This is a genomic window from Micromonospora rosaria (genome assembly GCF_001567585.1).
GTDB lineage: Bacteria > Actinomycetota > Actinomycetes > Mycobacteriales > Micromonosporaceae > Micromonospora > Micromonospora rosaria.
Window position 1 is genome coordinate 1 of sequence record NZ_LRQV01000100.1, and the last position, 26379, is coordinate 26379.

A 26379-nucleotide genomic window follows, 5' to 3' on the forward strand; every position below is an offset into this window, starting at 1 on the left:
ACAACCACACACCAGACCAGAACCCCACACCGTGGAGCCCCCACCCGGGGCATTTCGTTTCCAAACTTATCCGAACCGTTTTTCACCGTCAACTTCGCACTGAAGCTGTCAGATCCGCTGGCTCGATCCACGATTGACGCACGCCGTATCCGGCGGTCGTTTCTTCCGTGGGAAGTCGGCAGACCGGCCGATCACCGTCTCGCGGTGATCCGCCCGGCTCCTGCCGGCTTTGACACTCTACTCGGTCGGCTTCGCGTTCGCAACTCCATCTTTCGGAGTGTCTCGCACCGCCCGATCCAGTCCCGCTCGGCGTCTCCGCCACGATCCTGGTGCCTGCTTTCGGCCGGTTTGCCCCGGCCTCCCGCTTGCAGAGAGAAAGTTACGCGTACGGCCTCCGGAAGGCAAATCAACGATCGTCACTGGACTGTTCGGCCGGCGGTCGTCCCCGGATGGATCACACCCACGGCTGGACCGCCTACGGAGGCCCCGGACGTGCCACAGTGTCTGGCATGGATGACATGAGCCGGTCGCCGGTCCTCGCCGAGGAGGCGGTCCTCGGTCTGCTCCTGCCCTTCTGGCAGGTGGTCATCGGGGCGTTCGTGCTCGTCGCCGTGCTGGTGTCGATCGGCCGGCTGGCCCGACGGGGACCGTCCCGGATGACCACCGCCCTGCTGGTCACCGCCGGGGCCATCGCCTGTTTCGCCGTGGTCGGCGTCCTGCTCCAGGGTTGACCCGGCTCTGAGAGGCCGGTTCGAGGGGTTAGGTCCGTTTCTGGGCGAGGGTGAACACGCCGGGTTCGTGTTCGGTCAGGACGTGGCGGTTGACCATGCGTTTCAGCTTGGCTCGGGTGCTCTCGACGTGTTTCGGTGTGGGCTCGACGTCGAGTGCGAGGCAGATGGCTTTGGCTCGCATGCCGGTGGGCGCGGTGGTGAGGACGTCCAGGATCTGCTGGTAGGGGACGCTGGCGATCGTGGGGTCGTCGGCGGTGAACTCGGCGGTGGCGAGGGCGCGCAGGGTGGTGCGGGTGGTGGCCAGGGCGGCCAGTTCGCCCTCAGCGTGGGTGAGGTCGGCGGTGAGGGCGGTGATCTGCGCGCGGAGCCGGTCGGCGTTCTGGGTCGTGGTGGTTTCCCGTTCGGTGATCAGGTCGAGGATCACGGTGAGGTTCACGGGTGTCGCCAGGACGGTGTGCTGGTCCCGGTGAGCCGACGGACCATGTTCGCCGTTGACGCCCACCAGGTTCGTGACACCGATGATTCTGGTCGGATCTCGTACTCGCGGACGAGGCGGCGGTGCAGCATCAGCGTGCCGTAGGTCTGTTCGACGATCCACCGTTTGCGGACCGGCACGAACCCGGGCCGGGTGTCGGAGCGTTTGACGACCTCGATGTCGATGCCGAGGACGGCGCCGTGCAGGGCGAGGTCCTGTTTGAAGCCGGCGTCGACCCAGGCGCGGGTGACCGTGGGGGTGTGTTCGACGACCTGGTCGAGCAGTCGAATACCGATGGCGTTGTCGGTGACCGACGCGGCGGTCACCACGACCGCGATGATCAGGCCGAGGGTGTCCACGGCCAGGCCCCGCTTACGGCCGGTCACCTTCTTCCCGACGTCCTTGCCGGTCGTGGCGGCAGGGACGTGGTTCGCCGCCCGGATCGACTGGGTGTCCACCGCGACCGCGGTCGGGTCCTCCGCCCGGCCGGCCCTCTCCCGCGTCTGGCAGCGCAGCAGGTCGTGGATCGTCTGGTCGGTGCCGTCGTCACGCCACAACGCGAAGTAGTAGTACGTGGCCGACTTCGGCGGCAGGTCGTGCGGCAGGTACGCCCACTGACAACCGGTCCGGTTCTGGTAGAGGATCGCGTTCACGATCTCCCGCAGGTCGTAGTCACCCCGATGCCCCGACACCGAGACACGCCCGGCCTTCCACGCCCGCAGGAACGGCTCGATCAGCGCCCACTGCTCGTCAGTGACGTCACTGGGGTACGGCTTCCGGTCACCCATGACCCGCTCAACGCCGTCACCGCCCGACGGTCACGACCACCATTCACATTCCCGCATCGAGGGACACCAACCTACGACAAGACCACCGAAGCCCCGTACAACCAGACACAAGACATAGACCAACCAGAAGCTCCGCGAACCGCCCTCTGAGGTTGACCGGCTCCAGGACCGGCCTGCTCCAGGGTCGGCCGGGCGGCGGACCGGGCCACCGCCCGCGACGGGACACCGGGATCGACGGCGGAGGGCCCGCGACCGACGGGCGGTCAGAGCCGGCGGTTGGCCAGGCTGGGCAGTTCGGTGCGGATCCGGTCGAGCTGGTCGAGATCCAGGTCGACCACGCTCAGCCCCACCCCGTCGGGAACCTGCCCCAGCACCGTCCCCCACGGGTCGACCACCATGCTGCGGCCGAAGCAGGTACGGCCGGGCTCGTGGTCACCGGTCTGACCGGCCGCCGCCACGAAACACTGGTTCTCGATCGCCCGCGCCCGGAGCAGCACCTCCCAGTGGTCCCGCCCGGTGTGCATCATGAAGGCCGCCGGCACCACCAGGAGCTGGGCGCCACCCTCGGTCGCCAACTGTCGGTACAGCTCGGGGAAGCGCAGGTCGTAACAGATCGACAGCCCCACCCGGAGGCCCTCGACGGTGACCACCACCGGCTGGTCCCCCGCCGCCACCGTCGCCGACTCCAGGTACGAGACCCGACCGGGGATCTCCACGTCGTACAGGTGGATCTTGCGGTAGCTGGCGGCGAGGGCGCCGGAGCGGTCGAAGACCAGCGAGGTGTTGTAGGTGTGGGCGGGATCGGGACCGGTCTCGTGGAAGGAGCCGGCCACCACCCAGATGCCCAGCCGCCGGGCGACCTCGGCGAAGAACGTGCCGACCTCGCCGTCGACCGGCTCGGGCGTCGGCAGCCCCGCCGCCGGCCCGAGGTAGTCGACGTACTCCGGCAGGACCGCCAGGTCCGCGCCGGCGTCGGCGGCCCGGGTCAGCAGGCTCGCCGCGGCGGCGAGGTTCGCCGCCCGGTCGTCGCGGGCGTTGAGCTGGCAGACGGCGACACGCATGGGAGCCAGGGTACGGCCGGGAACCGGGTGCCGAACAGCCTCAGGCCGACTTCTCCTCGCGTTCCCGCCGGGCCCGCCGGCCGGTGAACTCCCGGGGCACGATCGTCGGGTTGACGTTCTCCAGGACGACCTCGCGGGTGATCAGCACCCGGGCGGCGTCGGGGTTGCTCGGCACCTCGTACATCACGGAGAGCAGAACCTCTTCCATGATCGCGCGGAGGCCACGGGCCCCGGTGCCGCGCAACATCGCCTGGTCGGCGATCGCCTCCAGGGCCGAGGTCTCGAACTCCAGCTCGACGCCGTCCAGCTCCAGGAGTCGTTGGTACTGCTTGACGAGCGCGTTGCGGGGCTCGGTGAGGATCGCCACCAGGGCGGCCCGGTCCAGGCTGCGCACGTTGGTGATCACCGGGAGCCGGCCGATGAACTCGGGGATCAGCCCGAACTTGAGCATGTCCTCCGGCATCACCTGACCGAAGATGTCGTCGGTCGACCGGTCGGAGACCGCCCGGAGGCGGGCGCCGAAGCCGGTGCCGCCCTTGCCTGTCCGCGACTCGATGATCTGGTCCAGCCCGGCGAAGGCACCACCGCAGATGAACAGCACGTTGGTGGTGTCGATCTGGATGAACTCCTGGTGCGGGTGCTTGCGTCCGCCCTGCGGCGGGACGTTCGCCACGGTGCCTTCCAGGATCTTCAGCAGGGCCTGCTGCACCCCCTCACCGGAGACGTCCCGGGTGATCGACGGGTTCTCCGACTTGCGGGCGATCTTGTCGACCTCGTCGATGTAGATGATGCCGGTCTCGGCCCGCTTGATGTCGTAGTCGGCGGCCTGGATCAGCTTCAGGAGGATGTTCTCCACGTCCTCACCGACGTACCCGGCCTCGGTGAGCGCGGTGGCGTCGGCGATGGCGAACGGGACGTTGAGCATCCGGGCGAGGGTCTGCGCGAGGTGGGTCTTGCCGCACCCTGTCGGCCCGATCAGCAGGATGTTCGACTTCGCGACCTCGACGCCCTCGTGGCCCTGGCCCGGGGCGCCGGCCGACTCGGCCTGGATCCGCTTGTAGTGGTTGTAGACCGCGACGGCGAGCGCCTTCTTGGCCTGGTCCTGCCCGACGACGTAGTTGTCGAGGAACTGGCAGATCTCCATCGGCTTGGGAAGCTCTTCCCACTTCACCTCGCCGGATTCGGCCAGCTCCTCCTCGATGATCTCGTTACAGAGATCGATGCACTCGTCGCAGATGTAGACCCCGGGGCCCGCGATGAGCTTCTTGACCTGCTTCTGCGATTTGCCGCAGAAGGAGCACTTGAGTAGGTCGCCGCCGTCACCGATCCGTGCCACCTACGTTCTCCCTGCACTCATCGGCCGGAGCACCGGCCCTGACCTGCGGGCCTGCGGCCCGTCCGTCTCTGGCTGACCCCGCCGGGCCGACCCGGCGAAGCCGTTCGGACCCGACGTTACCCGCTGGTGGAGGTTTCTCCGACCCCCAAAACGGGTGTGTCAGAGGTCGGCCGGGACCGACGCCCCGGAGCCGACCTCTGACCCGAAACTGTTCAGCTGGCCGCGTTCGCCGCCAGCAGGCCCTTCTTCCGGCTGGTCAGGATGGTGTCGACCAGGCCGTACTCGCGGGACTCCTCCGCCGTCATGATCTTGTCGCGGTCGATGTCCTTGCGGACCAGGTCGACCGGGCGGTTGCAGTGCTTGCTCAGCATCTCCTCGAGCTGGGTCCGCATCCGCAGGATCTCCCGGGCCTGGATCTCGATGTCCGAGCCCTGCCCGTAGCCGCCCTCGGTGGCCGGCTGGTGGATGATGATCCGCGAGTTCGGCAGGGCCATCCGCTTGCCCGGGGTGCCGGCCGCGAGCAGCACCGCCGCCGCACTGGCCGCCTGGCCCAGGCAGACCGTGGAGATGTCCGGCCGGACGTACTGCATGGTGTCGTAGATCGCCGTCATGGCGGTGAAGGAGCCGCCGGGCGAGTTGATGTACATGATGATGTCGCGGTCCGGGTCGGTGCCCTCCAGCGTCAACAGCTGCGCCATCACGTCGTTGGCCGACGCGTCGTCGACCTGGACGCCGAGGAAGATGATCCGGTCCTCGAAGAGCTTGTTGTACGGGTTGGACTCCTTGACCCCGTACGACGTGCGCTCGACGAACGACGGCAGGACGTAGCGGTTGTGCACGGCCGCGAACTGGGGCGGCAGGCTCAGGTCGGTCATCGTCAGCTCCTCGGTCAGCTCAGGGTCCCGGCGCCTTCCGGAACCTGCGCGGCTCCGGTGATCACCTTGTCGATGAAGCCGTAGTCCTTGGCCTCCTGGGCGGTGAACCAACGGTCCCGGTCCGAGTCCGCCTCGATCTGGGGCTGGGTCTGGCCGGTGTGGAACGCCACCCGCTCCTGGAACATCCGCTTCGTGTAGAGCATCTGCTCGGCCTGGATGGCGATGTCGGAGGCGGTGCCGCCCATGCCGCCGGAGGGCTGGTGCATCATGATCCGCGCGTGCGGCAGTGCGTACCGCTTGCCCTTCGTGCCCGCGCAGAGCAGGAGCTGGCCCATGGAGGCCGCCATGCCCATCGCCACGGTCGACACGTCGTTGTCGATGAACTGCATGGTGTCGTAGATCGCCATGCCGGAGTAGACCGAGCCACCCGGCGAGTTGATCCAGAGGTTGATGTCGCGCTCCGGGTCCTCCGCCGCGAGCAGCAGGAGCTGGGCGCAGATGCGGTTGGCGACCTGGTCGGTCACCTCGCTGCCCAGGAAGACGATCCGCTCCTTGAGCAACCGGTTGTACACCGAGTCGTCGAGGTTGCCAATGTTGTCGCCACCACGGGCCTCGATCGCCCGGAGCGGCTTCGTTGGGATGTGCATGTCGGTCATGGCAGCCCTTCGCTCTCCGTACCGTCCTACCCGACACTAACCGCTCGGCCGGGTGGCAGCGTCCCGGTCGGGGCACTGTTCGCTATCAGCGCACGCACGCCGCGCGGCGTACCCGGAAAGGGTTTCGGCCGCCGAACCGCCGCGAGCGACGGACGACGGCCGCACCCGACGATCAGTGCTGGTGGTCGTGGTCGTGCGCCTGCTCACCCTCGGCGCGCAGGGCGTCCAGGGTGACCTCGTTGCCGGCCGCGTCCTTGATCTTGATCCGCTCCATCACCGAGGCCAGGGCCTTGCCCCGCCGGACGTCACCGAAGACGGCGCCGGCCGCCCCGGAGCGGACGAGCTGGTCGTAGTACTGCTGCGGGGCCATCCCGGCGCGCTGGGCGCGGTGCACGATCTCGTGACCGAACTCGTCGTCGGAGACCTGGACGTCCTCGGCGTCGGCCAGGGTGTCCAGCAGGAGCTGGATCTTGACGCCCTGGGTCGCCGCCTCGCGCAGCTCCTCGTCGATCTGCTCCTCGGTCTTCTCCTCGGCGGCGAGGTACTCCTCCATCGACGCGCCGATCCGCTCGAGCTGGTCGACCATGGCCTGCTTGCGGCTGGTGACCTCCTCGCCGACGACCCCCTCGGGGGCCGGCACCTCGGCGGCCTCGACGAGCTGCTCCAGGGCCTTGTCCCGGGCGGCGTAGATCTGCTCGACCCGCTTGCCCTTGGTGACCTTCTCCCGCAGGTCGGCCCGCAGCTCCTCGATGGTGTCGAACTCGCTGGCGAGCTGCGCGAACTCGTCGTTCAGCTCGGGCAGCTCCTTCTCCTTGACCGTGCGGACGGTCACCGCCACGTCGGCGTCCCGGCCGGCGAGCTCCCCGCCGACGAGCTGGGTGGTGAAGGTGGTCGAGTCACCGGCGGCGAGGCCGACGACGGCCTCGTCCAGGCCCGGCAGGAGCTGCTTGCTGCCCACCTCGTGGGAGATGTTGCTGGCCGAGCCGCCCGGCACGTCCGCGCCGTCGACGGTGGCGTTCAGGTCGATCTGCACGTAGTCGCCCTCGGCGGCGGCCCGCTCGACGGTCTTCAGGGTGGCGAACCGCTCGCGCAGGTTCTTCACCTGCTCGTCGATCTCGCTCTCGTCGATCTGGAGCTCGTCGACGGTCACCTCGACGCTGGACAGGTCGGGCAGGGTCAGCTCGGGGCGGACGTCCACCTCGGCGGTGAAGTTCAGCGAGTCGCCGTCGGTGAACTCGGTGATCTCCACCTCGGGGCGACCCAGGGTCTTCAGGTCGTGCTCCCGGACCGCGGCGAGGATGTTCTGCGGGATGGCCTCCTGCACCGCCTCGTTGAGCACGGTGCCCCGGCCCACCCGCTGGTCGATCACCGCGGACGGCACCTTGCCCCGGCGGAAGCCGGGCACCTGGACCTGCTGGCCGATCTCCCGGTACGCCTTCTTGAGGCTCGGCTCGAGCTCGACGAACGGCACCTCGATGGCGAGCCGAACGCGCGTCGGGCTCAGAGTCTCGACGGTGCTCTTCACAGGCGTACTCCTTGAACGGATCTCGGTTGGGTCTGGGCGTCGCGCCGGCGGGACCGGGCGCGACGACATGATGCGGCCCATCGAGTGTAGGCGAGCCGGCCCGACGCTCCGGCAGCGCCCGGCGGGACCGCCCGGAGACGGCCCGCGGACGACAGTCGGGGTGGCGGGATTTGAACCCACGGCCCCTCGCTCCCAAAGCGAGTGCGCTACCAAGCTGCGCCACACCCCGTGGCGACGTGCAGTCTATGTCGTCCGCGCCCGCCCGGGGCCCCGGGGCGGTCATCACACCCCCGGACCGCCGCGCCCCGCCCTCCACCGCCGTCCCACCAGGGGCCCCGCCATCAGGGGTACGGCGAACCGGGCCGGTCGGCACGCCCGGCCCGCGCCGGCCGTCCCGGTCCGCCCGCCGGGGCGGCCACCCCGGGCGGGCGAATCTGGCTGCGCGATCGACCCGACGACCGGGTAGGCTGTCGGCGCGCCCCGCACCGCGGGGTGCACGCGGGCGTAGCTCAATGGCAGAGCTTCAGTCTTCCAAACTGACGGTGCGGGTTCGATTCCCGTCGCCCGCTCCACACGCCACCGGCCCACGTCGCCAGCCCTGGTGCAGCGACGAGAGCCCTGACGCCGGACGATCGCCTCCGAACTGCCGAAGGCTACGAGACGTCGAACAGGCGAAGGCCGTCGTACTCGGCGTAGTCCTTGCCGTTGAAGGTCGCCAGCGGCAGCCGGTCAACCAGGCAGCAGGCCGCGATCCATGAGTCGTTCGTCGGCCGGGGACGGCCACGATGCTGCGCCCGTGCCTGAAGTTGCCCCCACACCGTCGCCACCGACTCGTCGAAGGGCAACAGCACCACCCTCGACCGCCACTGTGCGAGGTCAGCCAGCTTGCGCGGCCCCCAACTCCGCAGCACGGTCCATTTGGTCAGCTCCCCGAGCGTGACGAACGTGATGCACAGGGTCTTACCCGCCAGCCGGGCACGAAGCCGTTCATCCAGGCGGCCTCTCAGGATCGCCGACGCGACGTCGGTGTCCAGGACGACAAGGCTCACGCGGCGCTGGCCCGCCGAGAGGCGTAGAGGTCGGCAAGGAAGTCGTCCAACTCATCGTCGGACTCGAACAGATCCGGCCGGGCCAGATCGTCGACGGAGGCGATCGGCCGCACACCCTGCCGACGGGCCAACTCCTCCGCTGGTACATGCTCCGCTGTCGGCCACTCGGGCATCCGCTCGGCGTTGCTCGACATCACGACTCACCTCCTCCACACAAACCGCTACTCATTGTCGCACGATCAGCACCGGTACCGTCCTCACCGTCTCCGTCGGCCCGCTGCTAGTTGTGGACTGGGCTCCCGCCGACAATGAAGGCGACAAGCTTCTCTTCGTCTTCGACGCCGGCACGCTCACCGTTGACCAGGAACGAGCCATCCGCTTCGATGACGGCGAACCCACTGAGTGGCGCTACGTCGACACTCACGCCCTGGAGCAGTACAGGCCCGCCAGGCTTGCCCGTCGCCTCCGCACGGCGATCCTCGCCCGCGACAACGGCACCCCCGTCTATGCCGAGCACGGATCAGGGTCAACCACCCCGGCGGCAGCTCCGGGTTGCCGCCCAAGCCGGTCGCGGTGGCCGCCTGCCGGTACGAGGTGGGTGACACCACCGCCCGGCTGACCGGACAGCAGCGGGAACGGGCCGACCGGGCCGCTGACCGGTTGATCAGCAGGGCGGTGCTGGCTGCGTACCATGCGGGCCGGGCATCCCTCTGGAGGTGGCGGCACGTGGCAGGCCGGCAGGACGGGTACGCGCTGGGTGTCGACCTCGGCACGTCCAACACGGTGGCGGTGCTGCGGCACCCCGACGGGCGTACCCGGCCGTTGCTGGTCGAGGGGGAACCGATCGTCCCGTCCGGGGTGTACGCGGACCTCACCGGCCGGCTGCACGTCGGCCGGGACGCCCGCCGGCTGGCCCAGGCCGACCCGGACCGGTACGAGCCGAACCCGAAGCGCCGCGTCGACGAGCCGACGGTGCTCCTCGGCGACCGCGCGTACGCCCCGGCCGACCTGCTCGCCGCGCTGTTGCGGGCGGTGGCGGACGCGGCGGTCGAGGCGGTCGGCTTCCTGCCTCCGGCGGTGGTCACCTGCCCCGCCACCTGGGATGACGCCCGCAGGCAGGTGCTGACGGAGGCGCTGGCGCGGGCCGGCTGGCCCTCGGCCGCCGAGCACACCCTGTCCGGGCCGGTCCCGCCGGGCACCCGCCTGCTGCGGGAGCCGGTCGCGGCGGCCCGCTACTACACCCAGGTGCTGCGCCGGCCGGTGCCGGTGGGGGCGGCCGTCGCGGTCTTCGACCTCGGCGGCGGCACCCTGGACGTGACCGTGGTCCGTAACGAGGGCGCCGACCCGTGGGGCGACTCGGGTTTCTCGGTCGTCTCCTGCGGCGGCGCGGCCGACCTGGGCGGCCTCGATCTGGACGCGGCCCTGGTCGCCCTGGTCGGCGAGCGGGTGGCCGGCAGCCATCCGGGGGTCTGGGCGCGACTGACCGACCCGCACACCACCTCGCAGTGGCGCGACCAGGTGCAGCTCTGGGAGCACGTCCGGGGCGCCAAGGAGATGCTCTCCCGGACCACGGTCGCCCCGGTGGCGGTGCCCGGCGTGGAGACGGCGGTGTCGCTGACCCGGGACGACCTGGAACAGCTCGCCACCCCGCTGCTGCGCCGGGCGGTCGCGGTGACCCGGGAGGTGATCGACGCGGCCGGGCTCGCCCCGGCGGACCTGGCGGGGCTTTTCCTGGTCGGCGGGTCGTCGCGGATCCCGCTGGTCGCCCGGCTGCTGCACGCCGAGCTGACGGTCGCGCCGACCGTGCTGGAGCAGCCGGAACTGCCGGTCGCCGAAGGCGCGCTGACCGACCTGCCGGCGCCCCGACCGGCCCCGACGCCGGCCGCCCCGCTCCCGGCCCTGGTCGGGCCGCCGCCCACCGCCCCCACCGTCCCCACCCCGAACTCCCCGGCCGTCCCCGATGCTCCCCCGGCCGGGTACCCGGGCCTCGCGGCGACGGCTCCCTACCCCGCGCCCGGCTCGGGCACGCCGGTCCCGCCGGCCGGTGCGCACCCGCCGGCCTGGCCGCCCGGGTACGGCGGACCCGGCTCCCCCGCCCCCGGCGACGCACCGGGACACGCCCCACCCGGGTACGGCGGCGCACCGGGGTACAGCGTGGGCGGGCCGGCACCGGTCGGGCCCGGCCCGTCCCGACCACGGGGCCGCCGCGGCTGGTGGCTCACCCTCGGGGCGGTCGCCGCCCTGGCCGGGGTGGTCGGCGCGGCGGTGCTGTACCTGACCCGGGACCGCTATCCCGACCTGGAGTTCCACCCGGTCCGGACGGTGGCACGGATCACCGCCGGCACGGAACGGCCGGTGGACATGTTCACCGCCGTGCTGGACGACCGGGCCTACCTGGCGTACCCGGTGCCGGACGGCCGGCTCCAGGTGGTCGCCGTCGACACCGGGACCGGCGCCGTGCTGTGGCGCGAGCAGACCACCAGCGCCGCCGACCGGTGGGCGCGGATCGAGGCCGCCCCGGGCGTGGTCGCCGCCGTCGCCGACGCGCCCGGCAGCTCCACCCCCCGCGACCTGGTGCTGCTCGACGCCCGGACCGGCAAGCAGCGCTGGCACCGGCAGGTCCAGGGTGAGGACGAGGTGTTCCTCGGCGACGGCACGGTCGTGCTGGTCGACCGGGTCGGCCACCGACTGGTCGGGCTGCACCCGCAGGACGGGCGGGAGGTCTGGTCCCAGGCCAGCCCGCAGGGCAGCGGCGGCAGCACCCGGACCAGCGTGTACCGGGTCACCACCGACGAGGCGACGGGCGGGCCGGCGTTCCCCGACGGACTGCCCCGCAACCCCTGGCAGGGCGACGAGGAACGGTTGGTGCAGGTGGGCGCGGACCGGTCGGTCCGGATCGTCGACCCGGCCGACGGGGCGATCCTGGACCGCCGCGACAACGTCGCCGACCACGACGACCTGGTCGTCGCCCACGCCGACCGGCTGTACGTGGCCGCCGTCGACCGTGGGTACCGGCTGGAGGCGTACGACCTGGGGGAGCTGGGCGAGCCGACCGTCCTCTACACCGCCGGGGAGGACCGGCGGCCGACGGCGTTGACGGCCTGCGGCGAGCACCGGGCGTGCCTGCTGGAGGTACCCGGCTACGAGGGGGCGCGTACCGAGGTGGTGGCCGCGACGGAGGGCGCGCAGACGCGGCGCTGGTCGGCTCCGGAGGCCAGCACGCTGGTGCCGTTCGGCGAGCACCTGCTCGCCGGGCGTACCTCCCCGGAGAGCGCCGTGACGCTCTTCGACCCGACGGGACGCGCGGTGCTGGCCGACCGGCCCGGGGTGGCGGTCCGGCTGGACGCGGGCAACCTGCTGGTCTTCGCCAACGGGCTGACCACGGTCGAGAGCGACCGCAGCGTCGCCGGGGTGTGGACCGAGTCGGGCACAGTCACCGAACTGGGCGAGGTCAAGGACGTCCGGGGGACGTCCTGCGCGTGGCACACCACGGTCATCGCCTGCGGCGCGGAGAACGACTTCGTGCTGTACCGCTTCGCCGGCACACCCTGACCCGCCGGCTGGCCCGCCCGACTGCCCCGGGCCGGCCCGCCCGCCCGGTGTGGTGGCGGGCTGGTCCCACCGGACCGTGGAGGAACCGCCCGCGCGGGGTGGATGAACCGGGTCCGGCCGGGTATGCAGCCGCCGATCTGACGGGGGACGACCAGGGTCGCGGCGGACCGCGACCGGAACCTGCGGGCGGGCGGCGTCCTGCCGGCCCGCCCGTGGGTACCGGGGCCCGTGGGCACCGGGGCGGGAGTCCGCCGGCCCAGCGCACCGGGCGGGTGCGCCGGGCCCGCGGGGGGTCAGCCGCCGGTGATCCAGTTCCAGGCCGACATGACCCACTCGGTCTGCTGCAGGTAGGCGATGCCGAGCCCGACGAGGAACACCGTGGTCGCCGCGTGCGCGCCCTTGGCGCCCCGCCGTACCCGACCGAACTGCCGCTCCAGGATCACCCGGCCGAGCAGCCGGGACAGGCCGAACAGGCCGGCCGCCACGAGCAGGCTGAGCACGAAGATCAACAGCGGACCGGTCAGGTCCCCACCACCGGAGATCGCCCAGATCCCCCAGCAGACGAAGGCGAAGAGCGCGCCCGCCGCGCTGTACTCCCGGCCGACCTTCCACTGCTCGACGTAGTAGCTCAGCGGCCGGCGCGGCTGGCCCGAGCCCGGCCAACCGGTGCCGGTCGGCTCGTGCCCGACCGTGGGGAACGACTCGGTGCGGGAGGGACGGCGCTGCCCGACGGAGGCCACCCCCCGGCGGAACGCCTCCTCCGGCGGGGACACCGGGACGCCCCGCTGCGGCGGCACCCCGACACCCGGCTGCGGCGGCACCTCGACGGTGCGCTCGGCCCACGGCTGTGTCTGGTCTGCCATCTCACATTCCTCCCCATGACCGACGTCGGCCAACGACCGCCGTCACGTCGAGGGTAGCCAGCCGGCACACCCGCCGCCGCTCGGCACACCCGCCCCCGACCGCTCCCCGGGGCCCCGGCCGCCGCCGGGCGGGGCGCCGCCCGCGCCCGACGGGGACGCGGCACGGACGGCGTGACGAGCCCCCGGACGGTACGGTCGGCGCATGGGTGATGCGGAGCGACGCCGACGCCGGCAGCGGCACCAGCACCCGGACGCCGAGGCGGCCGGACGGGGCGGGGCCAGCGTGGCGACGCCCGGAGTGCACGACGGTGAGCAGCCCCGGCCCCGCCGCACCGGCGGCGAGGACCGGGAGAACGACCGGGGCCTGCGCGGCCTGGTCGGTTCGGGCTCCTCCCAGGTTGGGTTGAGCGCCGCCCTGCGGGCCCGCGACGCGGCCCGGCCGACGGACGAGGATCTCGCCCGCGCGCAGGAGCGGCTGGTCGTGGTGCGGCGCAACTGGGTGCCGCGCGAGGATCTGCCCCGCTCCCCCCGCTGACCCGGTCGCGCCACCCCTGACCGGCCCCGCACCGACCGTGGCCGGCTCGCTGAGCCTCGGCCGGGCTCGCTCAGCCGTGGGTCACGGCAGGTCGGGCAGCTTGCGGTGCTGCTCGTACGCGGCGACCTGGGCGATCCGCCGGGCGTGCCGGTCGTTGCCGGAGAAGGGCGTCCCGAGGAACGCCTCGACCAGGGCGGTCGCCTCGTCCAGGGTGTGCTGGCGGGCGCCGACGGCGACGACGTTGGCGTCGTTGTGCTGCCGGGCGAGTTGGGCGGTCTCGACGTTCCAGGCCAGGGCGGCCCGTACCCCGGCGACCTTGTTCGCGGCGATCTGCTCGCCGTTGCCCGAGCCGCCGATGACCACGCCCAGGCTGCCCGGGTCGGCCACCACCCGGTCCCCGGTGTGCAGGCAGAACGCGGGGTAGTCGTCCTCGGGGTCGAAGGCGTGCGGGCCGACGTCGACCACCTCGTAGCCCTGCGTGGCCAGGTGGTTGGCCAGGTGCACCTTCAACTCGAAACCGGCGTGGTCGGATCCCAGGTAGACGCGCATACCGCGCAGTCTGTCAGGCCCGCCCGGCGCGACGCCGCCCGGGCCGCGCCCCGGCCGTTGAGCGGACCGGGGCGCATCGACCGGCCGGGGCGGTCGCCCCGGCCGGGCCGGGGCTCAGTGCGACTCGGCGACGACCAGGCCGCCGCGCGCCTTCGGGGTGAACCAGGTGCTCTTGCGCGGCATCTTCTCCCGGGCCAGGTTCACCGCGACGAAGTCGTCCACGGTCACCGGGGCGATCAGGATGGCCAGCTCGGCCCGGCCGGCCGCCACCTCGGCGGTGAGCCAGCTCGCCGGGTAGTCCCCGCCGACGTACGTGATCCGCTTGTCGCCCGGGTCGAGACCGAGGGCGTCCCGCAGGATCAGCCGCTCGACCAGGGCGTGGTCGAGGTTCTCCAGCCGGCTGCCGCCGACGTGCGGCAGGGTGACCGCGTACCCCTGGTCGGGGAGGCGGAGGTGGATGGTGCCGCCGGCCGCCGGAACCTCGACCGGGCCGCTGATCGGGGTGACCGTGGCGCCGGCGGCGCGGAGCCGGTCGAGCAGCTCGGCCGGGGTGCTGGTCAGCTCGCTGACCAGCCGGTTGTAGGGCTGGATGGCGACCGACGCCGGGGTGGTCACCACGGCCAGGAATCGGGGCAGACCGCCGGTCTGCGCGGCCAGGCTGCGGTGGTTACCGTCCGCGACCACCAGCTCCCCGCCGCCGGCCAGCGCGGCCAGCGCGTCCTGCTCCGGGCCGGGGCCGAGCAGCCAGATGGCGTGGGTACGCCCGGCCTGGTCGGTGTCGGTGGCGGCGGGTGCGCCGGCGGTCTCCGTCGCCGCCGCCAGCGCGGCGTGCAGCTCGTCGCCGCGGCCGGTCTGCAACAGCAGCACGGGCGAGAGCAGGTGACCCAGCGCCTCGGCGAGCGCGACCCGCTCCCGCACCTTGGCGATGAAGACGTCCTCGTTGCGGATGACCAGGCCGGGCTCGTCGGCGCTGGTGGAGATCTGGTCGGTGTCGACCATGGCGAACAGTCCGTACGCGGACTCCTCGCCGGGCGCGCTGATCCGGTACAGCACGACGACCTGCTCGGCCGGCGTGTAGCTGCCGTCGGCCTTCGCCTCGGCCAGCCGGGACACGGCGTCCGGCAGGGCGTCGAGGAACGACTTGCCCAGGCTCTCCGGCGCCCGGTGCGGCATCTCGATGCCGAGGGCACTGTGCGGGTTCGCCTCGATGATCGCGGTGATCTCCGCGTCGTCGGCGAACTCGTCGTAGTTCTGCGCGCCGGTGCCGCCAGTGGTGATCCAGGCCCGGGCGATCGGATGCACGACCGTCATGTCCGCAGACGCTACCGGCGTCGGGGGCCGCTCCGCACAGCACCCCGGCCACCGTCCACCCACTGAACGCCCAGCTCCGGGCACCTTTCACGGGCCGCAGCCGAAGGAAGGGCCCCTTGTTAACACCGGGCTTGTGAGAAGGGTCCCCTTCTCTACCGGAGGCGTTAACAAGGGGCCCCTCCTTACACCTCAGTCGAAGATGGGGTCGATGTCACGGGAGCGCTTCAGCTCGAAGAAGCCGGGGGTGCCGGCAACCAGCAGCACGCCGTCCCAGAGCCGGCCGGCGGCCTCGCCCTTCGGGGCCGGGGTCACCACCGGACCGAAGAACGCCACCGGCTTGCCGTCCGGGCCGGGGGCGTGGATCACCGGGGTACCGACGTCCGTGCCGACCGGCCGCATGCCGGCCTCGTGGCTGGCCCGCAGCGCCTCGTCGTACTCGGTGGAGCCGGCGGCCTCGGCCAGCGCCGGGTCCAGCCCGGCGTCGGTCAGCGCGGCGGCGTACAGCTCCGGGCCCAGCGTGGTGCGGCCCAGGTGGATCCGGGTGCCCAGCGCGGTGTAGAGGGCGCGGACGGCGTCCAGTCCGTACCGCTGCTCGACGGCGATGCAGACCCGGACCGGCCCCCACCCGGTCTCCATCAGCTTCTGGTACTGCTCCGGCACGTCCCGGCCCTCGTTGAGCACCGACAGGCTCATCACGTGGTAGCGGACGTCGACGTTCCGGACCTTCTCCACCTCCAGCAGCCAGCGGGAGGTGATCCAGGCCCACGGGCAGATCGGGTCGAACCACATGTCGACGGTGACGCGATCAGTCACGGTCAGTTCCCTTCGCGACGGGGGCGTCCGGACGTCCGGACGTCCTGCCCCGATCCTCACCCCGACGCCCATCGACCGGCAGCGGAATGAGAGCGTGAGCTAGGCCACCAGAGACGTCCGTGCGTGCAAGACTCGGTCCGGGCCGACCGTCAGGGACGGCCGGCGGCCGGACGCCGCCGCGGCGTACGGCAGAGAACGGGATGGAGACACTTCAGTGCCGGGAGTTCGCAACCTGACCCAGGTCGAGGCGACCGAGCGGGCCCGCCTGCTCGACGTGACCGGATACGACATCAGGCTGGACCTGTCGACCGCCGTGCTGGCGGCCGAGGGCCGGACCTTCCGCTCGGTGACAGAGGTCCGGTTCCGGTGCACCGAGCCGGGCGCGGGCACCTTCATCGAGGTGGCCGCCGACGCGGTCCGGTCGGCGACGCTGAACGGCACACCGGTCGACCTGAGCGACTGGTCGGCGGAGAAGGGCCTGACGCTGACCGGGCTGGCCGCCGAGAACGTCCTGGTCGTCGACGCCGACTTCGCGTACTCCAGCAGCGGGCAGGGGCTGCACCGCACGGTCGACCCGGTGGACGGGGAGACCTACCTGTACAGCCAGTTCGAGACGGCCGACGCGCAGCGCGTCTACGCCTGCTTCGACCAGCCCGACCTGAAGAGCGTCTACACCTGGCAGGCCACCGTCCCCGCGCACTGGCGGGTGGTGTCCAACATGCCGGTGGTGCGGGAGGAGGTCGCCGGCGAGCAGACCAAGACCGTCCACTTCGCCGAGTCGGCGCGGATGAGCACGTACATCACCGCGCTCTGCGCCGGGCCGTACCACGAGGTGCGCTACACCCACGACGGCCTCGACCTGGGATATTTCTGCCGGGCCAGCATGGCCGAGCACCTGGACGCCGACGAGCTGCACCTGATCACCACGCAGGGCTTCGACTTCTTCCACGAGCAGTTCGGGGTGCGGTACCCGCTGCCCAAGTACGACCAGCTCTGGGTGCCGGACTTCAACGCCGGGGCGATGGAGAACTTCGGCTGCGTCACGCACGCCGAGTCGCACTACATCTTCCGGTCGCAGGTCACCGACTTCGAGTACGAGCAGCGGGCCAACACCGTGCTGCACGAGCTGGCCCACATGTGGTTCGGCAACCTCGTCACCATGCGCTGGTGGAACGACCTGTGGCTGAACGAGTCGTTCGCCGAGTGGGCCAGCCACTGGTGCAACACCCACGCCACCCGGTTCACCGACGCCTGGACGACCTTCCTGTCGCTGCGCAAGAACTGGGGGTACCGGCAGGACCAGCTCTCCTCCACCCACCCGGTGTACACGGAGATGCCGGACCTGGAGGCGGTCGAGGTCAACTTCGACGGCATCACGTACGCCAAGGGCGCGAGCGTGCTCAAGCAGCTCGTCGCGTACGTCGGGATCGAGCCGTTCCTGGCCGGCCTGCGCAGCTACTTCGGCAAGCACGCCTGGGGCAACGCCACCTTCGACGACCTGCTCAGCGAGCTGGAGGCCGCCTCGGGGCGGGAGCTGCGCAAGTTCGCCGCCCAGTGGCTGGAGACGGCGCAGGTCAACACGCTGCGCCCCGAGGTCACCATCGCCGACGACGGCACGTACCAGCAGGTGCTGGTCCGGCAGGAGGCGCCGGCCGGGTACCCGACCCTGCGTACCCACCGGATCGGGGTGGGCCTGTACGACCTGACCGACGGCCGGCTGGTCCGGCGGGAGCGGCTGGAGGTCGACGCCGCCGGTGACCGTACCGAGCTCGACGTCCTGCGCGGCCGGCCCGCCGCCGACGTGCTGCTGCTCAACGACGACGACCTGACCTACGCCAAGCTGCGGTTGGACGAGCGCTCGATGGCGACGGTGGTGCAGCACATCGCCGGCTTCGAGTCGTCGCTGGCGCGGGCGCTGTGCTGGGCCGCCGCCTGGGACATGGTCCGCGACGCCGAACTGGCCGCCCGGGACTACGTGGCGCTGGTGCTCGCCGGGCTGCCCGCCGAGACGGACATCAACCTGGTCACCGCGACGCTGCGGCAGGCCGCCTCCACGCTGACCTTCTACGCCGACCCGGCGTGGGCGCCGACCGGCTGGGCCGAGCTGGCCCGGACCGCGAAGGTGGCGCTGGCCCAGGCCGAGCCGGGCAGCGGCTTCCAGCTCGCCTGGGCCCGGGGGTACCTCGCGGCGGCCCGCTCGCCGGAGGACCTGGCGGTGCTGCGTGGCTGGCTGGAGGGGCGGGGCGCGCCGGAGGGCCTGACCGTCGACACGGAGCTGCGCTGGTCGCTGCTGGGCGCGCTGGTGGCCAACGGCGCGGCCGGGGCCGCCGAGATCGAGGCGGAACTGGCCCGGGACCGCACGGCCAGCGGCGAGCGGGAGGCCGCGTACGCGCACGCGCTGGTGCCGACCGCCGAGAACAAGGCGGCGGTGTGGGCGCAGCTGACCGGCCCGGAGGCGCTGCCGAACTGGCGGAACCGGGCGCTCCTGCAGGGCCTCAGCCACCCCGCGCAGGTGGAGCTGACCGCCCCGTACCGGGAGCGGTACTTCGCCGCGGTCGGCCAGGTGTGGGCCAGCCGGGACAGCGAGCCGGCGCAGGAGTTCGCCCAGTTGGCGTACCCGACGTACCTGGTCGAGGAGGAGACGGTGGCCGCGACGGACGCCTGGCTGGCCGGCGAGGGGCACCCGGCTCCGCTGCGCCGCCTGGTCGCCGAGGGCCGGGACGGGGTGCTGCGGGCGTTGAAGGCCCGTGCCCGGGACACCGGCAGCGCCTGAGCCCGACCGCCGTGGGGCGGGTGCGCCCGCGCCCGCCCCACGGCCGGTGCCCGGCGGCCTTTCGCCGCAGACACGACGGCACCCGGCCCGCTGGGCGGACCGGGTGCCGTCGGTACGTGTGCGGTGAGAGGGGAACCCTTCTCTACCGGAGGCGTTAAGAAGGGGCCCTTCCTTACACCTCAGCCCTTGCCGGCGTGGGTGGCGAGCTGGTCGAGGCCGTTGATGATGCCGCCGGCCAGGTCGCCGACGCCGAACGCCGCCACCATGGAGAGCGCGGCCAGCTTGGCGTAGGTGTCGGGGATCCGCTTACGGGCCTGCCGCCCGGTGATCACCTCGAGCTGGCGCTGGTTCGGCGACACGGCGATCAGGACCGACCGGTCGGGCTCGGCGAGCTGGCGGTGCAGCCGCTCGGCGTGCTCCCGGACCGGCTCGTCCAGGCCGCCGACGTAGATCGAGAAGACCAGCCCGGTGCCCTGGTCGGCCAGGCGCAGGGCCTCGTCGATGCGCAGGAGCTGCCGGGTCGAGAACGGCCCGTCCAGCACCTCGGGCGGGGTGCCCGTACCGGCCTCGGCCCGCGTCTCACCAACGGTCACTTGCGCCTCCGGTTCCCCCGGCCGGCGCCTCGATGCCGGCCTGCTTCTGCGTACGGCTGCTCAGCGCCGGTGCCTGGGCGCCCGCGGCCAGAGCGGTACCGGCCGAGTCGGCCAGTTGCTCCGGGCGGGCCAGGAACCACACCGGCGCGAAGTCGAAGGACCGGCCCGGCCGGTAGCGCTTGCCGCCGGACCGACCGCCACGGCCACCGGCGAGCGCCAGCCCGGCGATCACCAGCACCGCAGCCGCCGGGATGCCGACGAAGACCAGCAACGTCTCGGTAACAGACAATCCCAACGCCCCCAGGCGGAAAAAGTGACCTTGAGTTATGGGTGGGGCGGGTGTTCGTCACGCCGACCACCCGGATCCGCTGCTGTTCACGTTAGCGGAGCCGACGGTCCGCCAGATTGCGGGGTGGCGATCCCACCGCCACTGGCCTGCCCGACCTCGGTGGCGACCGCCCTCCGGCTACCGTCCCGGGTGCCGGTCCACGGTGGCGGCGAGGGCGACGGCGGCCCGCCAGCAGTCGTGGTACGTCGAGTAGAGCGGCACCGGGGCGAGCCGGATGATGTCCGGTTCCCGGGAGTCGGCGATCACCCCGTGCTCGTACCGCAGCCGCCGGCTCAGCTCGGCGGCGCTGCCACCGGCGAGCCGGACGGAGAGCTGGCAGCCGCGCCGGGCCGGGTCACGCGGGGTGACCAGGCTCAGCGGCCGGTCGGCGGTGACCTGGTCCAGCAGCCGCTCCAGCCAGCCGGTGAGCCGGATGCTGCGCTCGCGCAGCGCCGGCATGCCCACCGAGTCGAACAGCTCCACCGAGGTCCGGACCGGGCCCATGGCCAGGATCGGCTGGCAGGAGACCTGCCAGGCGTCGGCGGTGGCCGGCGGGCGGGAGACCGGGGCCATCTCGAAGCGGGTCGTCAGCTCGTTGCCCCACCAGCCCTCGAAGCGAGGCAGGTCGGGGTCGCCGAGGTGGCGCTCGTGGACGAAGAGACCGGCCAGCGCGCCGGGGCCGGAGTTGAGGTACTTGTACGTGCACCAGGCGGCGAAGTCGACGTCCCAGTCGTGCAGGGCCAGCGGCACGTTCCCCACGGCGTGGGCCAGGTCCCAGCCGACCACCGCGCCGGCGGCCCGGCCGGCGGCGGTGACCGCCGGGATGTCGACCAGCTCACCGGTGAGGTAGTTCACCCCGCCGAGCAGGACCAGGGCGACCTTGTCCCCCTCGGCGGCCAGGTACGCCGTGATGTCCTCGGTGCGCAGGGTGTCCTCACCGGGGCGCGGGCGCAGCCGGACCACCGTCTGGTCGGGGTCCAGGCCGTGGAAGCGGGCCTGGCTGCGCACCGCGTAGCTGTCCGAGGGGAAGGCGGCGTCCTCGATGACGATCCGGGTCCGCTCCCCCGCCGGCCGGTAGAAGGAGACCATCAGCAGGTGCAGGTTGACCGTGAGGGTGTTCATCACCACGGTCTCGGTGGGCCGGGCGCCCACCAGCCGCGCCATCGGCCCGGCCACCAGTTCGTGGTACCGGGTCCAGGGCCGGTCCGACTCGAACCACCCCTCCACCGCGATCCGGCTCCAGGTCGTCATGTCCTCGTGGAGTTCCGGGGCGGTGGCCCGGGGTTGCAGGCCGAGCGAGTTGCCGGCGAAGTAGGCGACCTCGGGGTGGTCGCCCCCCTCGGCCGGGAGCAGGTGGAACAGGTGGCGGTGACCGGGGTCGGCGGCGTCGAGGCGGTGCGCCTCGGCCTCGGCCACGGCGAGGCGGTGCGCCTCGGCCTGCGCGGCGACGAGGGCCGGATCGACCGCGACCGCCGGGGCGGCGGGCGGACGGGGGTCGGCGTCGAGGGTGGTCATGGTTCGCGTCTCACTTTCCGGTCACATCGCGGTACGGGCCGACCACAACTCCGGGAAGACCACCCGGGCCATGCTGCGCTGCAACCACGCCAGTCCGGCGGAGCCGCCGCTGCCGACCTTGGCACCCATTGTCCGCTGCACCGCCTTGAGGTGGTTCCACCGCCAGTCGCCGAACTCCTCGGCCACCCCGGTCAACGCCTCACCGAGCATCCGGAGGTGGTTGTCCGGCCCGGGGTCGGCGTAGACGCGCACCCAGGCGGCCTCGACGGCCGGGTGCGGCTGGTGCTCGTCGGTGACGTCCCGGGCGAGCAGGTCGGCGGGGAGGTCGTGGCCGTGCCGGGCGAGCAGGGCGACCACGTCGTCCCAGAGGCTCGGCTCGGCGAGGGCGGCCCGCAGGTCGGCGTGGACCTGCTCCTGCCGGCGGAACGGGCGGATCAGCGCCGGGTCCCGCAGGCCCAGCAGGAACTCCAGGTGCCGGTACATCGCCGACTGGAAGCCGGAGCCCTCGCCGAGCAGGTTGCGGAACCGGTTGAAGTCGGCCGGGGTCATCCAGCGCAGCCCGCGCCAGGCGGCGTTGAGCCCCTCCAGGTGCAGCGCGGCGCGACGCAGCGGGGCGAGGGCCGCCCAGACCCGGTCGGCGCGCAGGTCCCGCTGGGCCTGGCGCAGTTCGTGACAGGTCAGCCCGAAGTACAGCTCCATGATCTGGCTGACCACCAGGAACGACATCTCGCCCGGGTCGTCGCTGAGCGGCTGCTGGAGGGTGTGCAGCGTGCTGGCGTGCACGTACGTGTCGTACGGCACCCGCTCGGTGAACTCCAGGGTGGGCCGGCCGCCGTTACGGGCCGCGCGGGCCACCCGCTGCCCGGCGGTGAGCGGCCGTACCGTCGTGCTCGTCCCGGGCTCCCGCAGGTTCGTCTCCACCGCTCGTCTCCCTCCGTGCGTCGTCCTCACCGTCATGATCTCGCGGTCGGACCGGGCGACGGAATGCCGGATCAACGGCGGTAGGCGGTTGTCGCCTACCATCCTGAAACCGATCCACCTTCGGTGGTTGTCGCACGAAAGGCAGGGGCCGTGGACGACATGGACTGGGCGCTGCTGCGCGAGTTGCAGGCCGACGCCCGGCTCTCCTTCAGCGAGCTGTCCCGCCGGGTGCACCTGTCGCCGCCGGCCGTCGCCGAACGGGTCCGCCGGCTGGAGGAGAGCGGGGTGATCACCGGGTACCACGCCCACGTCGACCTCACCCGGGCCGGCCGGACCGTGGTCGCGCTGATCCGGATGTCCTGTTACGGCCCCCGGTGCATCCTGCACGACCCGGCCGTCGCCGACTGGCCGGAGATCCTGGAGATCCACCGGATCACCGGGGACGCGTGCAGCGTGCTGAAGGTGGCCGCCGACTCGATCGGGGCGTTCGAGCAGGTGATCGACCGGCTCGCCCCGTACGGGCAGCCGTCCAGCACGATGGTGCTGTCCAGCCCGCTCGGCTGGCGTCCCGTCACCCGTCTGGGTTAGCCGGTCCAGCAGGGGGAATGCCTCGCGGGTCGCCCCAGCAGGAGCCGGTGCGCCGGTGCCGGGAGGGAGGATCATGCGGGGTCCACGACCGGACGGCAGCCGGGTGCTCGCCGCCGTCTCCACCGTACTCGCCCTGATCGGGGCGTTCGTCCTGGTCGGCGCGTTCGTCCTGGTCGGCGCGGGGCCGGCCCGGGCGGGCGAGAACACCTTCATCGAGGTGACGCCGAACAGCGTCCAGGCCGGCAACCGGGTGAGCATCCGGGCGAGTTGCGACAACACCAACAACCGGCAGGCCGAGGCCCAGTCGGACGCGTTCAGCGGCCGGGTGACCCTGCGTCCCGACAACGGCTTCCTGACCGGGTCCACCACGATCCCGGGCGACAAGCCGGCCGGTGACTACCAGGTCGAGCTGCACTGCCCGAACGGCAACCGGGCGCAGACCACCCTCACCGTGCTCAACATGACGCAGCCCAGCAAGGGGCCGGCGACCGGCGGTGGCGGCACGGCCGGCGGCCGGGGCACCGGCTCGCTGCTGCTCGTCGGTGGGGTCGCCGCGCTGGCCGTGGTGGCGGGCTTCGGCCTGTTCGGCCGCCGCCGCGCCGGGGCCGGTTCCTGACCGTCGGGGACCATGGCCGGCTCACGCAGGCACCCCCGCCGCCGGGACCGGAGCCCGACCGCCCGACCGGAACGGACGGGGGCCCGACGCCGGGCCCCCGTCACCGGCGGGCCCCCGGTGCGGGTGGCGACCCGACGCCGGACCCGCGCCAAGGGCACGGGCCGTCCCCGGACGACCACCGGCCACCGACTCCGCACCATCGACCACCGGTCCGGAGCCACCGGACACCGGCCCGCCACCGACCACCGGCCCCGGCACACCGGCCACCGGCTCCGCGCCGTCGCCGGGCGGCGGGCGCGGGCGGCGGCCCGGCTGGCCGGCCGGATGGCGGCTGCGCTGCGCCGGGCGGCCGGGCACACGGCGACCGCCGGCGCCACCGCGTACGGCCCGCCGGCCGGCGGCGGACGGGTCCGGCCGGCGACCGGGCAGCGGTACCGGCCGGCCCGCCGGGTACGCCTCGGTGGCGGCCCCGGACCGGGCGCCCCGGTCCTGATGGTGGCGGGCCTGATGGTGCTGATCGTCGCCATGCTCGGCGTGGAGCGGGTGACCGGAGTGAGCCTCCTGCCGGACCGGCTCACCGCCGGCCTGCGCCCGCCGCCCCGGGACTTCCCGGTGCTGGCGGCGAGCCGCCCGACCGGCGTCCGGATCCCGGCGATCGACGTCGACGCCCCGGTCCACTCCGTCGGTCTCGCCGCCGACGGGACGATCGGGGTACCGGCGCAGGAGCGGGCCGCCGAGGCCGGCTGGTACGAGCAGGGGCCGACCCCGGGCCAGTACGGGCCGGCGGTGCTGGTCGGGCACGTCGACACCAGCTCCGGCCCGGCGGTCTTCCACCAGCTCAAGGACCTGGACGCCGGGGACCGGGTGGAGGTGCCCCGGGAGGACGGGTCGGTGGCGGTCTTCGAGGTGGAGTCGGTGCAGCGTCACGACAAGGAGCGGTTCCCGGCCGACCAGGTCTTCGGCGACTTCACCCGCCCGCACCTGCGGCTGATCACCTGTGGCGGGCGCTGGGTGGGCGGCGACACCGGGTACGCCGACAACGTGGTCGTCTTCGCCTCCCTGGTCGACGCCGAGGGATGACCCCCACACCCGCCCCGGGCAGTCGGCCTGGCGGTCAGGCGGCCTCGGGCTCGCGCAGGTCGAGCCAGTCCGCCCAGCGCGGATCGGGGGCGCGGTGCCCGAGCACCCGCCAGGCCGTACCCTTCGGGGCCGCCGGCAGGGCGTGCAGCCGCCAGCCCAGCTCGGCCGGGGTCTTGTCACCCTTGGTGTGGTTGCACCGGGCACAGGCGGCGACGACGTTCTCCCAGGCGTGCCGGCCGCCCCGACTGCGCGGGAAGACGTGGTCGATGGTCTCGGCCGGCCCCCGGCAGTACGCGCACCGCCAGCCGTCCCGGGCGAAGATCGCCCGGCGGGACAGCCCGACGTGGGTCCGGTACGGCACCCGGACGAAGCGGGTCAACCGGACCACCGACGGCACCGGTAACGCGCTGCGGGCGCTGTGCAGGATGCCGTCCCCGTCGGCCACGCAGACCGCCTTGGCGGAGAGGACGAGGATCGCGGCTCGACGCACCGACACGACGCACAGCGGCTCGTAGGTGGCGTTGAGGACCAACGCGCCGGAGCCCGCCGTGGGTCGTATGTCAGGCATCTGCTCACCCTCCCGGTCCGGCCGGGCCCCACCCTCCGGATGGTCGACCGTTCCGGCGCAGCGCGGGGCGACGGCCGACGTGGGTGGGATCACCGACGTCCGTTGGGCCAATCGTCCCTGATCGGAACCCGGATTGCACGCACTAATCGGGGGTCCCTCCGGGAACCTGTCACCCCCGTGGCAGGATGGCCTGTTCCGTCCGTTTACCCGGAACCCCCGGGCATCCGGCTGCGTGGGCGGGCGGGCCGGCGACGGCGGCCGGCGACCGGTGCGGTACGAAAGCACGGTGACTACCGTCAGCCGTTCGTCCGCCGCCTGGGCCGCTCCGGCCGAGCCGGCGGAGACGCCGTCCGTGAACTGCCTGGACGATCCGCTCTGCAAGGCCGTCTTCGAGGTCACCGACTCGAGTTGGTTCGCCGAGGGCAGCTACTGGATCCTGCTCAAGCCGCTGCGGATCTTGCTGATCGTGCTGGTGGCCGTGCTCCTCCGGTTCCTGGTGACCCGCACGATCAACCGGCTGGTCCGGACCACCGCCGACACCTCCGTACCGACCCTGCTCCGCCCGCTGCGCGAGCGGATCCCCACCGCCGCCGCCGACCCGGCCGAGTTCATCCCGGAACGGCGGCGGCAGCGGGCCCGGGCCATCGGGTCGGTGCTGCGCAGCCTGGCCACCGCGTTCATCTTCGGCATCGCGCTGCTGATGGTGCTCAAAGAGTTCAGCTTCGACCTGGCACCGCTGCTGGCCAGCGCCGGTATCGCCGGTGTCGCCCTGGGCTTCGGCGCACAGAGCCTGGTCAAGGACCTCATCGCCGGGCTGTTCATGCTGATCGAGGACCAGTACGGCGTCGGTGACACGGTCGACCTGGGCGAGGCCACCGGCACGGTCGAGGCGGTCGGCCTGCGGGTCACCACGGTCCGGGACGGCCGGGGGGTGCTCTGGTACATCCGCAACGGCGAGATCATCCGGGTCGGCAACAAGAGCCAGGGATGGGCCCTGGTCGTGGTCGACCTGCCGATCGGGTTCGCCAGCACCGAGGAGGCCAGCGCGGTGCTGCGGACGGCGGCGGCCTCGGTGGCGGTGGACCCCGACCTCTCCCCCGAGATCGTGGACCCACCCGAGGTGCTCGGGGTGGAGCAGATGACGGTGGACGGCGCGGTGATCCGTACCGTGGTGAAGACGACCGCCGACGGCCAGTTCGCGGTCGCCCGGGAACTGCGGCGGCGGCTGGCCGAGGCGCTGGAGAACTCCGGCATCACCGCCAAGATCGCGGCGGCCCG

The 26379-nt window shown here is 72.6% G+C and carries 27 protein-coding genes and 2 tRNA genes; 9 read left to right on the forward strand and 20 right to left on the reverse strand.

Translation table 11 applies throughout. From position 1 onward, the window contains the following. Positions 1–509: 509 nt before the first annotated feature. Complete coding sequence (locus tag AWW66_RS22705) at positions 510–731, forward strand: hypothetical protein (RefSeq protein WP_067370085.1); 222 nt, start codon at positions 510–512, stop codon at positions 729–731. Positions 732–759: 28 nt separating this feature from the next. Here AWW66_RS22705 and AWW66_RS22710 read toward each other — a convergent pair whose 3' ends face one another. From AWW66_RS22710 to AWW66_RS22745, 8 genes are all read right to left on the reverse strand, one after another. Further along, entirely contained in the window at positions 760–1167 is a 408-nt protein-coding gene (locus AWW66_RS22710; protein ID WP_067370087.1) for a hypothetical protein, read from the reverse strand. Next, positions 1164–1994 carry an IS5 family transposase gene (locus tag AWW66_RS22715; RefSeq protein WP_067370092.1) on the reverse strand — a complete coding sequence of 277 codons (831 nt, stop codon included), beginning with the start codon at positions 1992–1994 and terminating at the stop codon, positions 1164–1166. The genes AWW66_RS22710 and AWW66_RS22715 overlap by 4 nt, the downstream gene beginning before the upstream one ends. A gap of 263 nt (positions 1995–2257) precedes the next feature. After that, the gene (locus AWW66_RS22720) at positions 2258–3055 is read right to left on the reverse strand and encodes a carbon-nitrogen hydrolase family protein (RefSeq protein WP_067370095.1); all 798 of its coding nucleotides are present in this window, start codon (positions 3053–3055) and stop codon (positions 2258–2260) included. 40 nt (positions 3056–3095) lie between these two features. Continuing rightward, entirely contained in the window at positions 3096–4391 is a 1296-nt protein-coding gene (gene clpX / locus AWW66_RS22725; protein ID WP_067370096.1) for an ATP-dependent Clp protease ATP-binding subunit ClpX, read from the reverse strand. Between the two features lie 212 nt (positions 4392–4603). Further along, on the reverse strand, positions 4604–5266 hold the full coding sequence (locus AWW66_RS22730; RefSeq protein ID WP_067370107.1) for an ATP-dependent Clp protease proteolytic subunit: 663 nt from the start codon (positions 5264–5266) through the stop codon (positions 4604–4606). Positions 5267–5280: 14 nt separating this feature from the next. Then, positions 5281–5922: an ATP-dependent Clp protease proteolytic subunit gene (locus AWW66_RS22735; RefSeq protein ID WP_067370109.1), complete on the reverse strand. Its 642-nt coding sequence runs from the start codon at positions 5920–5922 to the stop codon at positions 5281–5283. 172 nt (positions 5923–6094) lie between these two features. Then, the gene (gene tig / locus AWW66_RS22740) at positions 6095–7447 is read right to left on the reverse strand and encodes a trigger factor (protein ID WP_067370112.1); all 1353 of its coding nucleotides are present in this window, start codon (positions 7445–7447) and stop codon (positions 6095–6097) included. 155 nt (positions 7448–7602) lie between these two features. Further along, a tRNA-Pro gene (locus AWW66_RS22745) sits at positions 7603–7676 on the reverse strand. Between the two features lie 269 nt (positions 7677–7945). Here AWW66_RS22745 and AWW66_RS22750 point away from each other — a divergent pair. Next, positions 7946–8019 (forward strand) — tRNA-Gly (locus tag AWW66_RS22750). A gap of 81 nt (positions 8020–8100) precedes the next feature. Here the strand turns inward: AWW66_RS22750 and AWW66_RS22755 are convergent. The 3 genes from AWW66_RS22755 to AWW66_RS22765 form a co-directional block, all read right to left on the reverse strand. After that, positions 8101–8496 carry a type II toxin-antitoxin system VapC family toxin gene (locus AWW66_RS22755; protein ID WP_067370113.1) on the reverse strand — a complete coding sequence of 132 codons (396 nt, stop codon included), beginning with the start codon at positions 8494–8496 and terminating at the stop codon, positions 8101–8103. Beyond that, a complete protein-coding gene (locus AWW66_RS22760; protein ID WP_067370142.1) occupies positions 8493–8690 on the reverse strand; it encodes a hypothetical protein in 198 nt (65 codons plus the stop codon). The genes AWW66_RS22755 and AWW66_RS22760 overlap by 4 nt, the downstream gene beginning before the upstream one ends. Positions 8691–8776: 86 nt before the next feature. Continuing rightward, on the reverse strand, positions 8777–9013 hold the full coding sequence (locus tag AWW66_RS22765; RefSeq protein WP_067370114.1) for a hypothetical protein: 237 nt from the start codon (positions 9011–9013) through the stop codon (positions 8777–8779). Positions 9014–9222: 209 nt separating this feature from the next. Between AWW66_RS22765 and AWW66_RS22770 the strand changes: the two genes are divergently transcribed. Beyond that, positions 9223–12048 carry an Hsp70 family protein gene (locus AWW66_RS22770; protein WP_067370144.1) on the forward strand — a complete coding sequence of 942 codons (2826 nt, stop codon included), beginning with the start codon at positions 9223–9225 and terminating at the stop codon, positions 12046–12048. Between the two features lie 293 nt (positions 12049–12341). Here AWW66_RS22770 and AWW66_RS22775 read toward each other — a convergent pair whose 3' ends face one another. Further along, entirely contained in the window at positions 12342–12911 is a 570-nt protein-coding gene (locus tag AWW66_RS22775) for a hypothetical protein (RefSeq protein ID WP_067370117.1), read from the reverse strand. Positions 12912–13113: 202 nt separating this feature from the next. On the opposite strand from AWW66_RS22775, the gene AWW66_RS22780 reads away from it, so the two are divergent. Continuing rightward, complete coding sequence (locus AWW66_RS22780; protein WP_067370119.1) at positions 13114–13446, forward strand: hypothetical protein; 333 nt, start codon at positions 13114–13116, stop codon at positions 13444–13446. A gap of 81 nt (positions 13447–13527) precedes the next feature. On the opposite strand, the gene AWW66_RS22785 is transcribed toward AWW66_RS22780, so the two are convergent. The 3 genes from AWW66_RS22785 to AWW66_RS22795 all read right to left on the reverse strand — a co-directional run bounded on the left by AWW66_RS22785 (position 13528) and on the right by AWW66_RS22795 (position 16095). Further along, entirely contained in the window at positions 13528–13995 is a 468-nt protein-coding gene (locus AWW66_RS22785; RefSeq protein WP_067370120.1) for a ribose-5-phosphate isomerase, read from the reverse strand. A gap of 114 nt (positions 13996–14109) precedes the next feature. Then, positions 14110–15306 carry a DUF1015 family protein gene (locus tag AWW66_RS22790; protein ID WP_067370122.1) on the reverse strand — a complete coding sequence of 399 codons (1197 nt, stop codon included), beginning with the start codon at positions 15304–15306 and terminating at the stop codon, positions 14110–14112. Between the two features lie 189 nt (positions 15307–15495). Next, positions 15496–16095, reverse strand: a complete 600-nt coding sequence (locus AWW66_RS22795; protein ID WP_396890638.1) for a mycothiol-dependent nitroreductase Rv2466c family protein — start codon at positions 16093–16095, stop codon at positions 15496–15498. A gap of 238 nt (positions 16096–16333) precedes the next feature. Between AWW66_RS22795 and pepN the strand changes: the two genes are divergently transcribed. Then, complete coding sequence (gene pepN, locus AWW66_RS22800) at positions 16334–18892, forward strand: aminopeptidase N (protein ID WP_067370131.1); 2559 nt, start codon at positions 16334–16336, stop codon at positions 18890–18892. Positions 18893–19071: 179 nt separating this feature from the next. Here the strand turns inward: pepN and AWW66_RS22805 are convergent, their stop codons facing one another. From AWW66_RS22805 to AWW66_RS22820, 4 genes are all read right to left on the reverse strand, one after another. Further along, on the reverse strand, positions 19072–19485 hold the full coding sequence (locus AWW66_RS22805; RefSeq protein WP_067370133.1) for a DUF5130 family protein: 414 nt from the start codon (positions 19483–19485) through the stop codon (positions 19072–19074). Beyond that, positions 19472–19780 carry an aa3-type cytochrome oxidase subunit CtaJ gene (gene ctaJ, locus AWW66_RS22810; RefSeq protein ID WP_455430015.1) on the reverse strand — a complete coding sequence of 103 codons (309 nt, stop codon included), beginning with the start codon at positions 19778–19780 and terminating at the stop codon, positions 19472–19474. Before ctaJ ends, AWW66_RS22805 begins: the two co-directional genes overlap by 14 nt. Before the next feature lie 171 nt (positions 19781–19951). Continuing rightward, the gene (gene kynU, locus AWW66_RS22815) at positions 19952–21328 is read right to left on the reverse strand and encodes a kynureninase (RefSeq protein ID WP_083978781.1); all 1377 of its coding nucleotides are present in this window, start codon (positions 21326–21328) and stop codon (positions 19952–19954) included. A 21-nt stretch (positions 21329–21349) separates the two neighbouring features. Next, the gene (locus AWW66_RS22820) at positions 21350–22249 is read right to left on the reverse strand and encodes a tryptophan 2,3-dioxygenase (protein WP_067370137.1); all 900 of its coding nucleotides are present in this window, start codon (positions 22247–22249) and stop codon (positions 21350–21352) included. Between the two features lie 150 nt (positions 22250–22399). Between AWW66_RS22820 and AWW66_RS22825 the strand changes: the two genes are divergently transcribed. The 3 genes from AWW66_RS22825 (at position 22400) to AWW66_RS22835 (ending at position 24533) form a co-directional block, all read left to right on the forward strand. Then, positions 22400–22837 (forward strand): Lrp/AsnC family transcriptional regulator, encoded by a 438-nt coding sequence (locus AWW66_RS22825; RefSeq protein ID WP_067370140.1) that lies wholly within the window; start codon positions 22400–22402, stop codon positions 22835–22837. Between the two features lie 73 nt (positions 22838–22910). After that, positions 22911–23453: a hypothetical protein gene (locus tag AWW66_RS22830; RefSeq protein ID WP_245648432.1), complete on the forward strand. Its 543-nt coding sequence runs from the start codon at positions 22911–22913 to the stop codon at positions 23451–23453. A gap of 117 nt (positions 23454–23570) precedes the next feature. Next, on the forward strand, positions 23571–24533 hold the full coding sequence (locus tag AWW66_RS22835) for a class F sortase (RefSeq protein ID WP_425413300.1): 963 nt from the start codon (positions 23571–23573) through the stop codon (positions 24531–24533). Between the two features lie 34 nt (positions 24534–24567). On the opposite strand, the gene AWW66_RS22840 is transcribed toward AWW66_RS22835, so the two are convergent. Further along, positions 24568–25101: an HNH endonuclease gene (locus tag AWW66_RS22840; RefSeq protein WP_067370156.1), complete on the reverse strand. Its 534-nt coding sequence runs from the start codon at positions 25099–25101 to the stop codon at positions 24568–24570. Between the two features lie 286 nt (positions 25102–25387). On the opposite strand from AWW66_RS22840, the gene AWW66_RS22845 reads away from it, so the two are divergent. Next, positions 25388–26379 (forward strand): mechanosensitive ion channel family protein (locus AWW66_RS22845; protein WP_067370159.1); only part of this gene is annotated, 992 nt, incomplete at its 3' end.

Excerpts from the sequence above, each read along its gene's own strand:
- AWW66_RS22705 (WP_067370085.1), top strand. The coding sequence starts at position 510 with ATGGATGACATGAGCCGGTCGCCGGTCCTCGCCGAGGAGGCGGTCCTC.
- AWW66_RS22715 (WP_067370092.1), bottom strand. The coding sequence starts at position 1,994 with ATGGGTGACCGGAAGCCGTACCCCAGTGACGTCACTGACGAGCAGTGG.
- AWW66_RS22720 (WP_067370095.1), bottom strand. The coding sequence starts at position 3,055 with ATGCGTGTCGCCGTCTGCCAGCTCAACGCCCGCGACGACCGGGCGGCG.
- AWW66_RS22730 (WP_067370107.1), bottom strand. The coding sequence starts at position 5,266 with ATGACCGACCTGAGCCTGCCGCCCCAGTTCGCGGCCGTGCACAACCGC.
- AWW66_RS22735 (WP_067370109.1), bottom strand. The coding sequence starts at position 5,922 with ATGACCGACATGCACATCCCAACGAAGCCGCTCCGGGCGATCGAGGCC.
- AWW66_RS22760 (WP_067370142.1), bottom strand. The coding sequence starts at position 8,690 with ATGTCGAGCAACGCCGAGCGGATGCCCGAGTGGCCGACAGCGGAGCAT.
- AWW66_RS22775 (WP_067370117.1), bottom strand. The coding sequence starts at position 12,911 with ATGGCAGACCAGACACAGCCGTGGGCCGAGCGCACCGTCGAGGTGCCG.
- AWW66_RS22780 (WP_067370119.1), top strand. The coding sequence starts at position 13,114 with ATGGGTGATGCGGAGCGACGCCGACGCCGGCAGCGGCACCAGCACCCG.
- AWW66_RS22785 (WP_067370120.1), bottom strand. The coding sequence starts at position 13,995 with ATGCGCGTCTACCTGGGATCCGACCACGCCGGTTTCGAGTTGAAGGTG.
- AWW66_RS22790 (WP_067370122.1), bottom strand. The coding sequence starts at position 15,306 with ATGACGGTCGTGCATCCGATCGCCCGGGCCTGGATCACCACTGGCGGC.
- AWW66_RS22795 (WP_396890638.1), bottom strand. The coding sequence starts at position 16,095 with ATGTGGTTCGACCCGATCTGCCCGTGGGCCTGGATCACCTCCCGCTGG.
- kynU (WP_083978781.1), bottom strand. The coding sequence starts at position 21,328 with ATGACCACCCTCGACGCCGACCCCCGTCCGCCCGCCGCCCCGGCGGTC.
- AWW66_RS22830 (WP_245648432.1), top strand. The coding sequence starts at position 22,911 with ATGCGGGGTCCACGACCGGACGGCAGCCGGGTGCTCGCCGCCGTCTCC.
- AWW66_RS22840 (WP_067370156.1), bottom strand. The coding sequence starts at position 25,101 with ATGCCTGACATACGACCCACGGCGGGCTCCGGCGCGTTGGTCCTCAAC.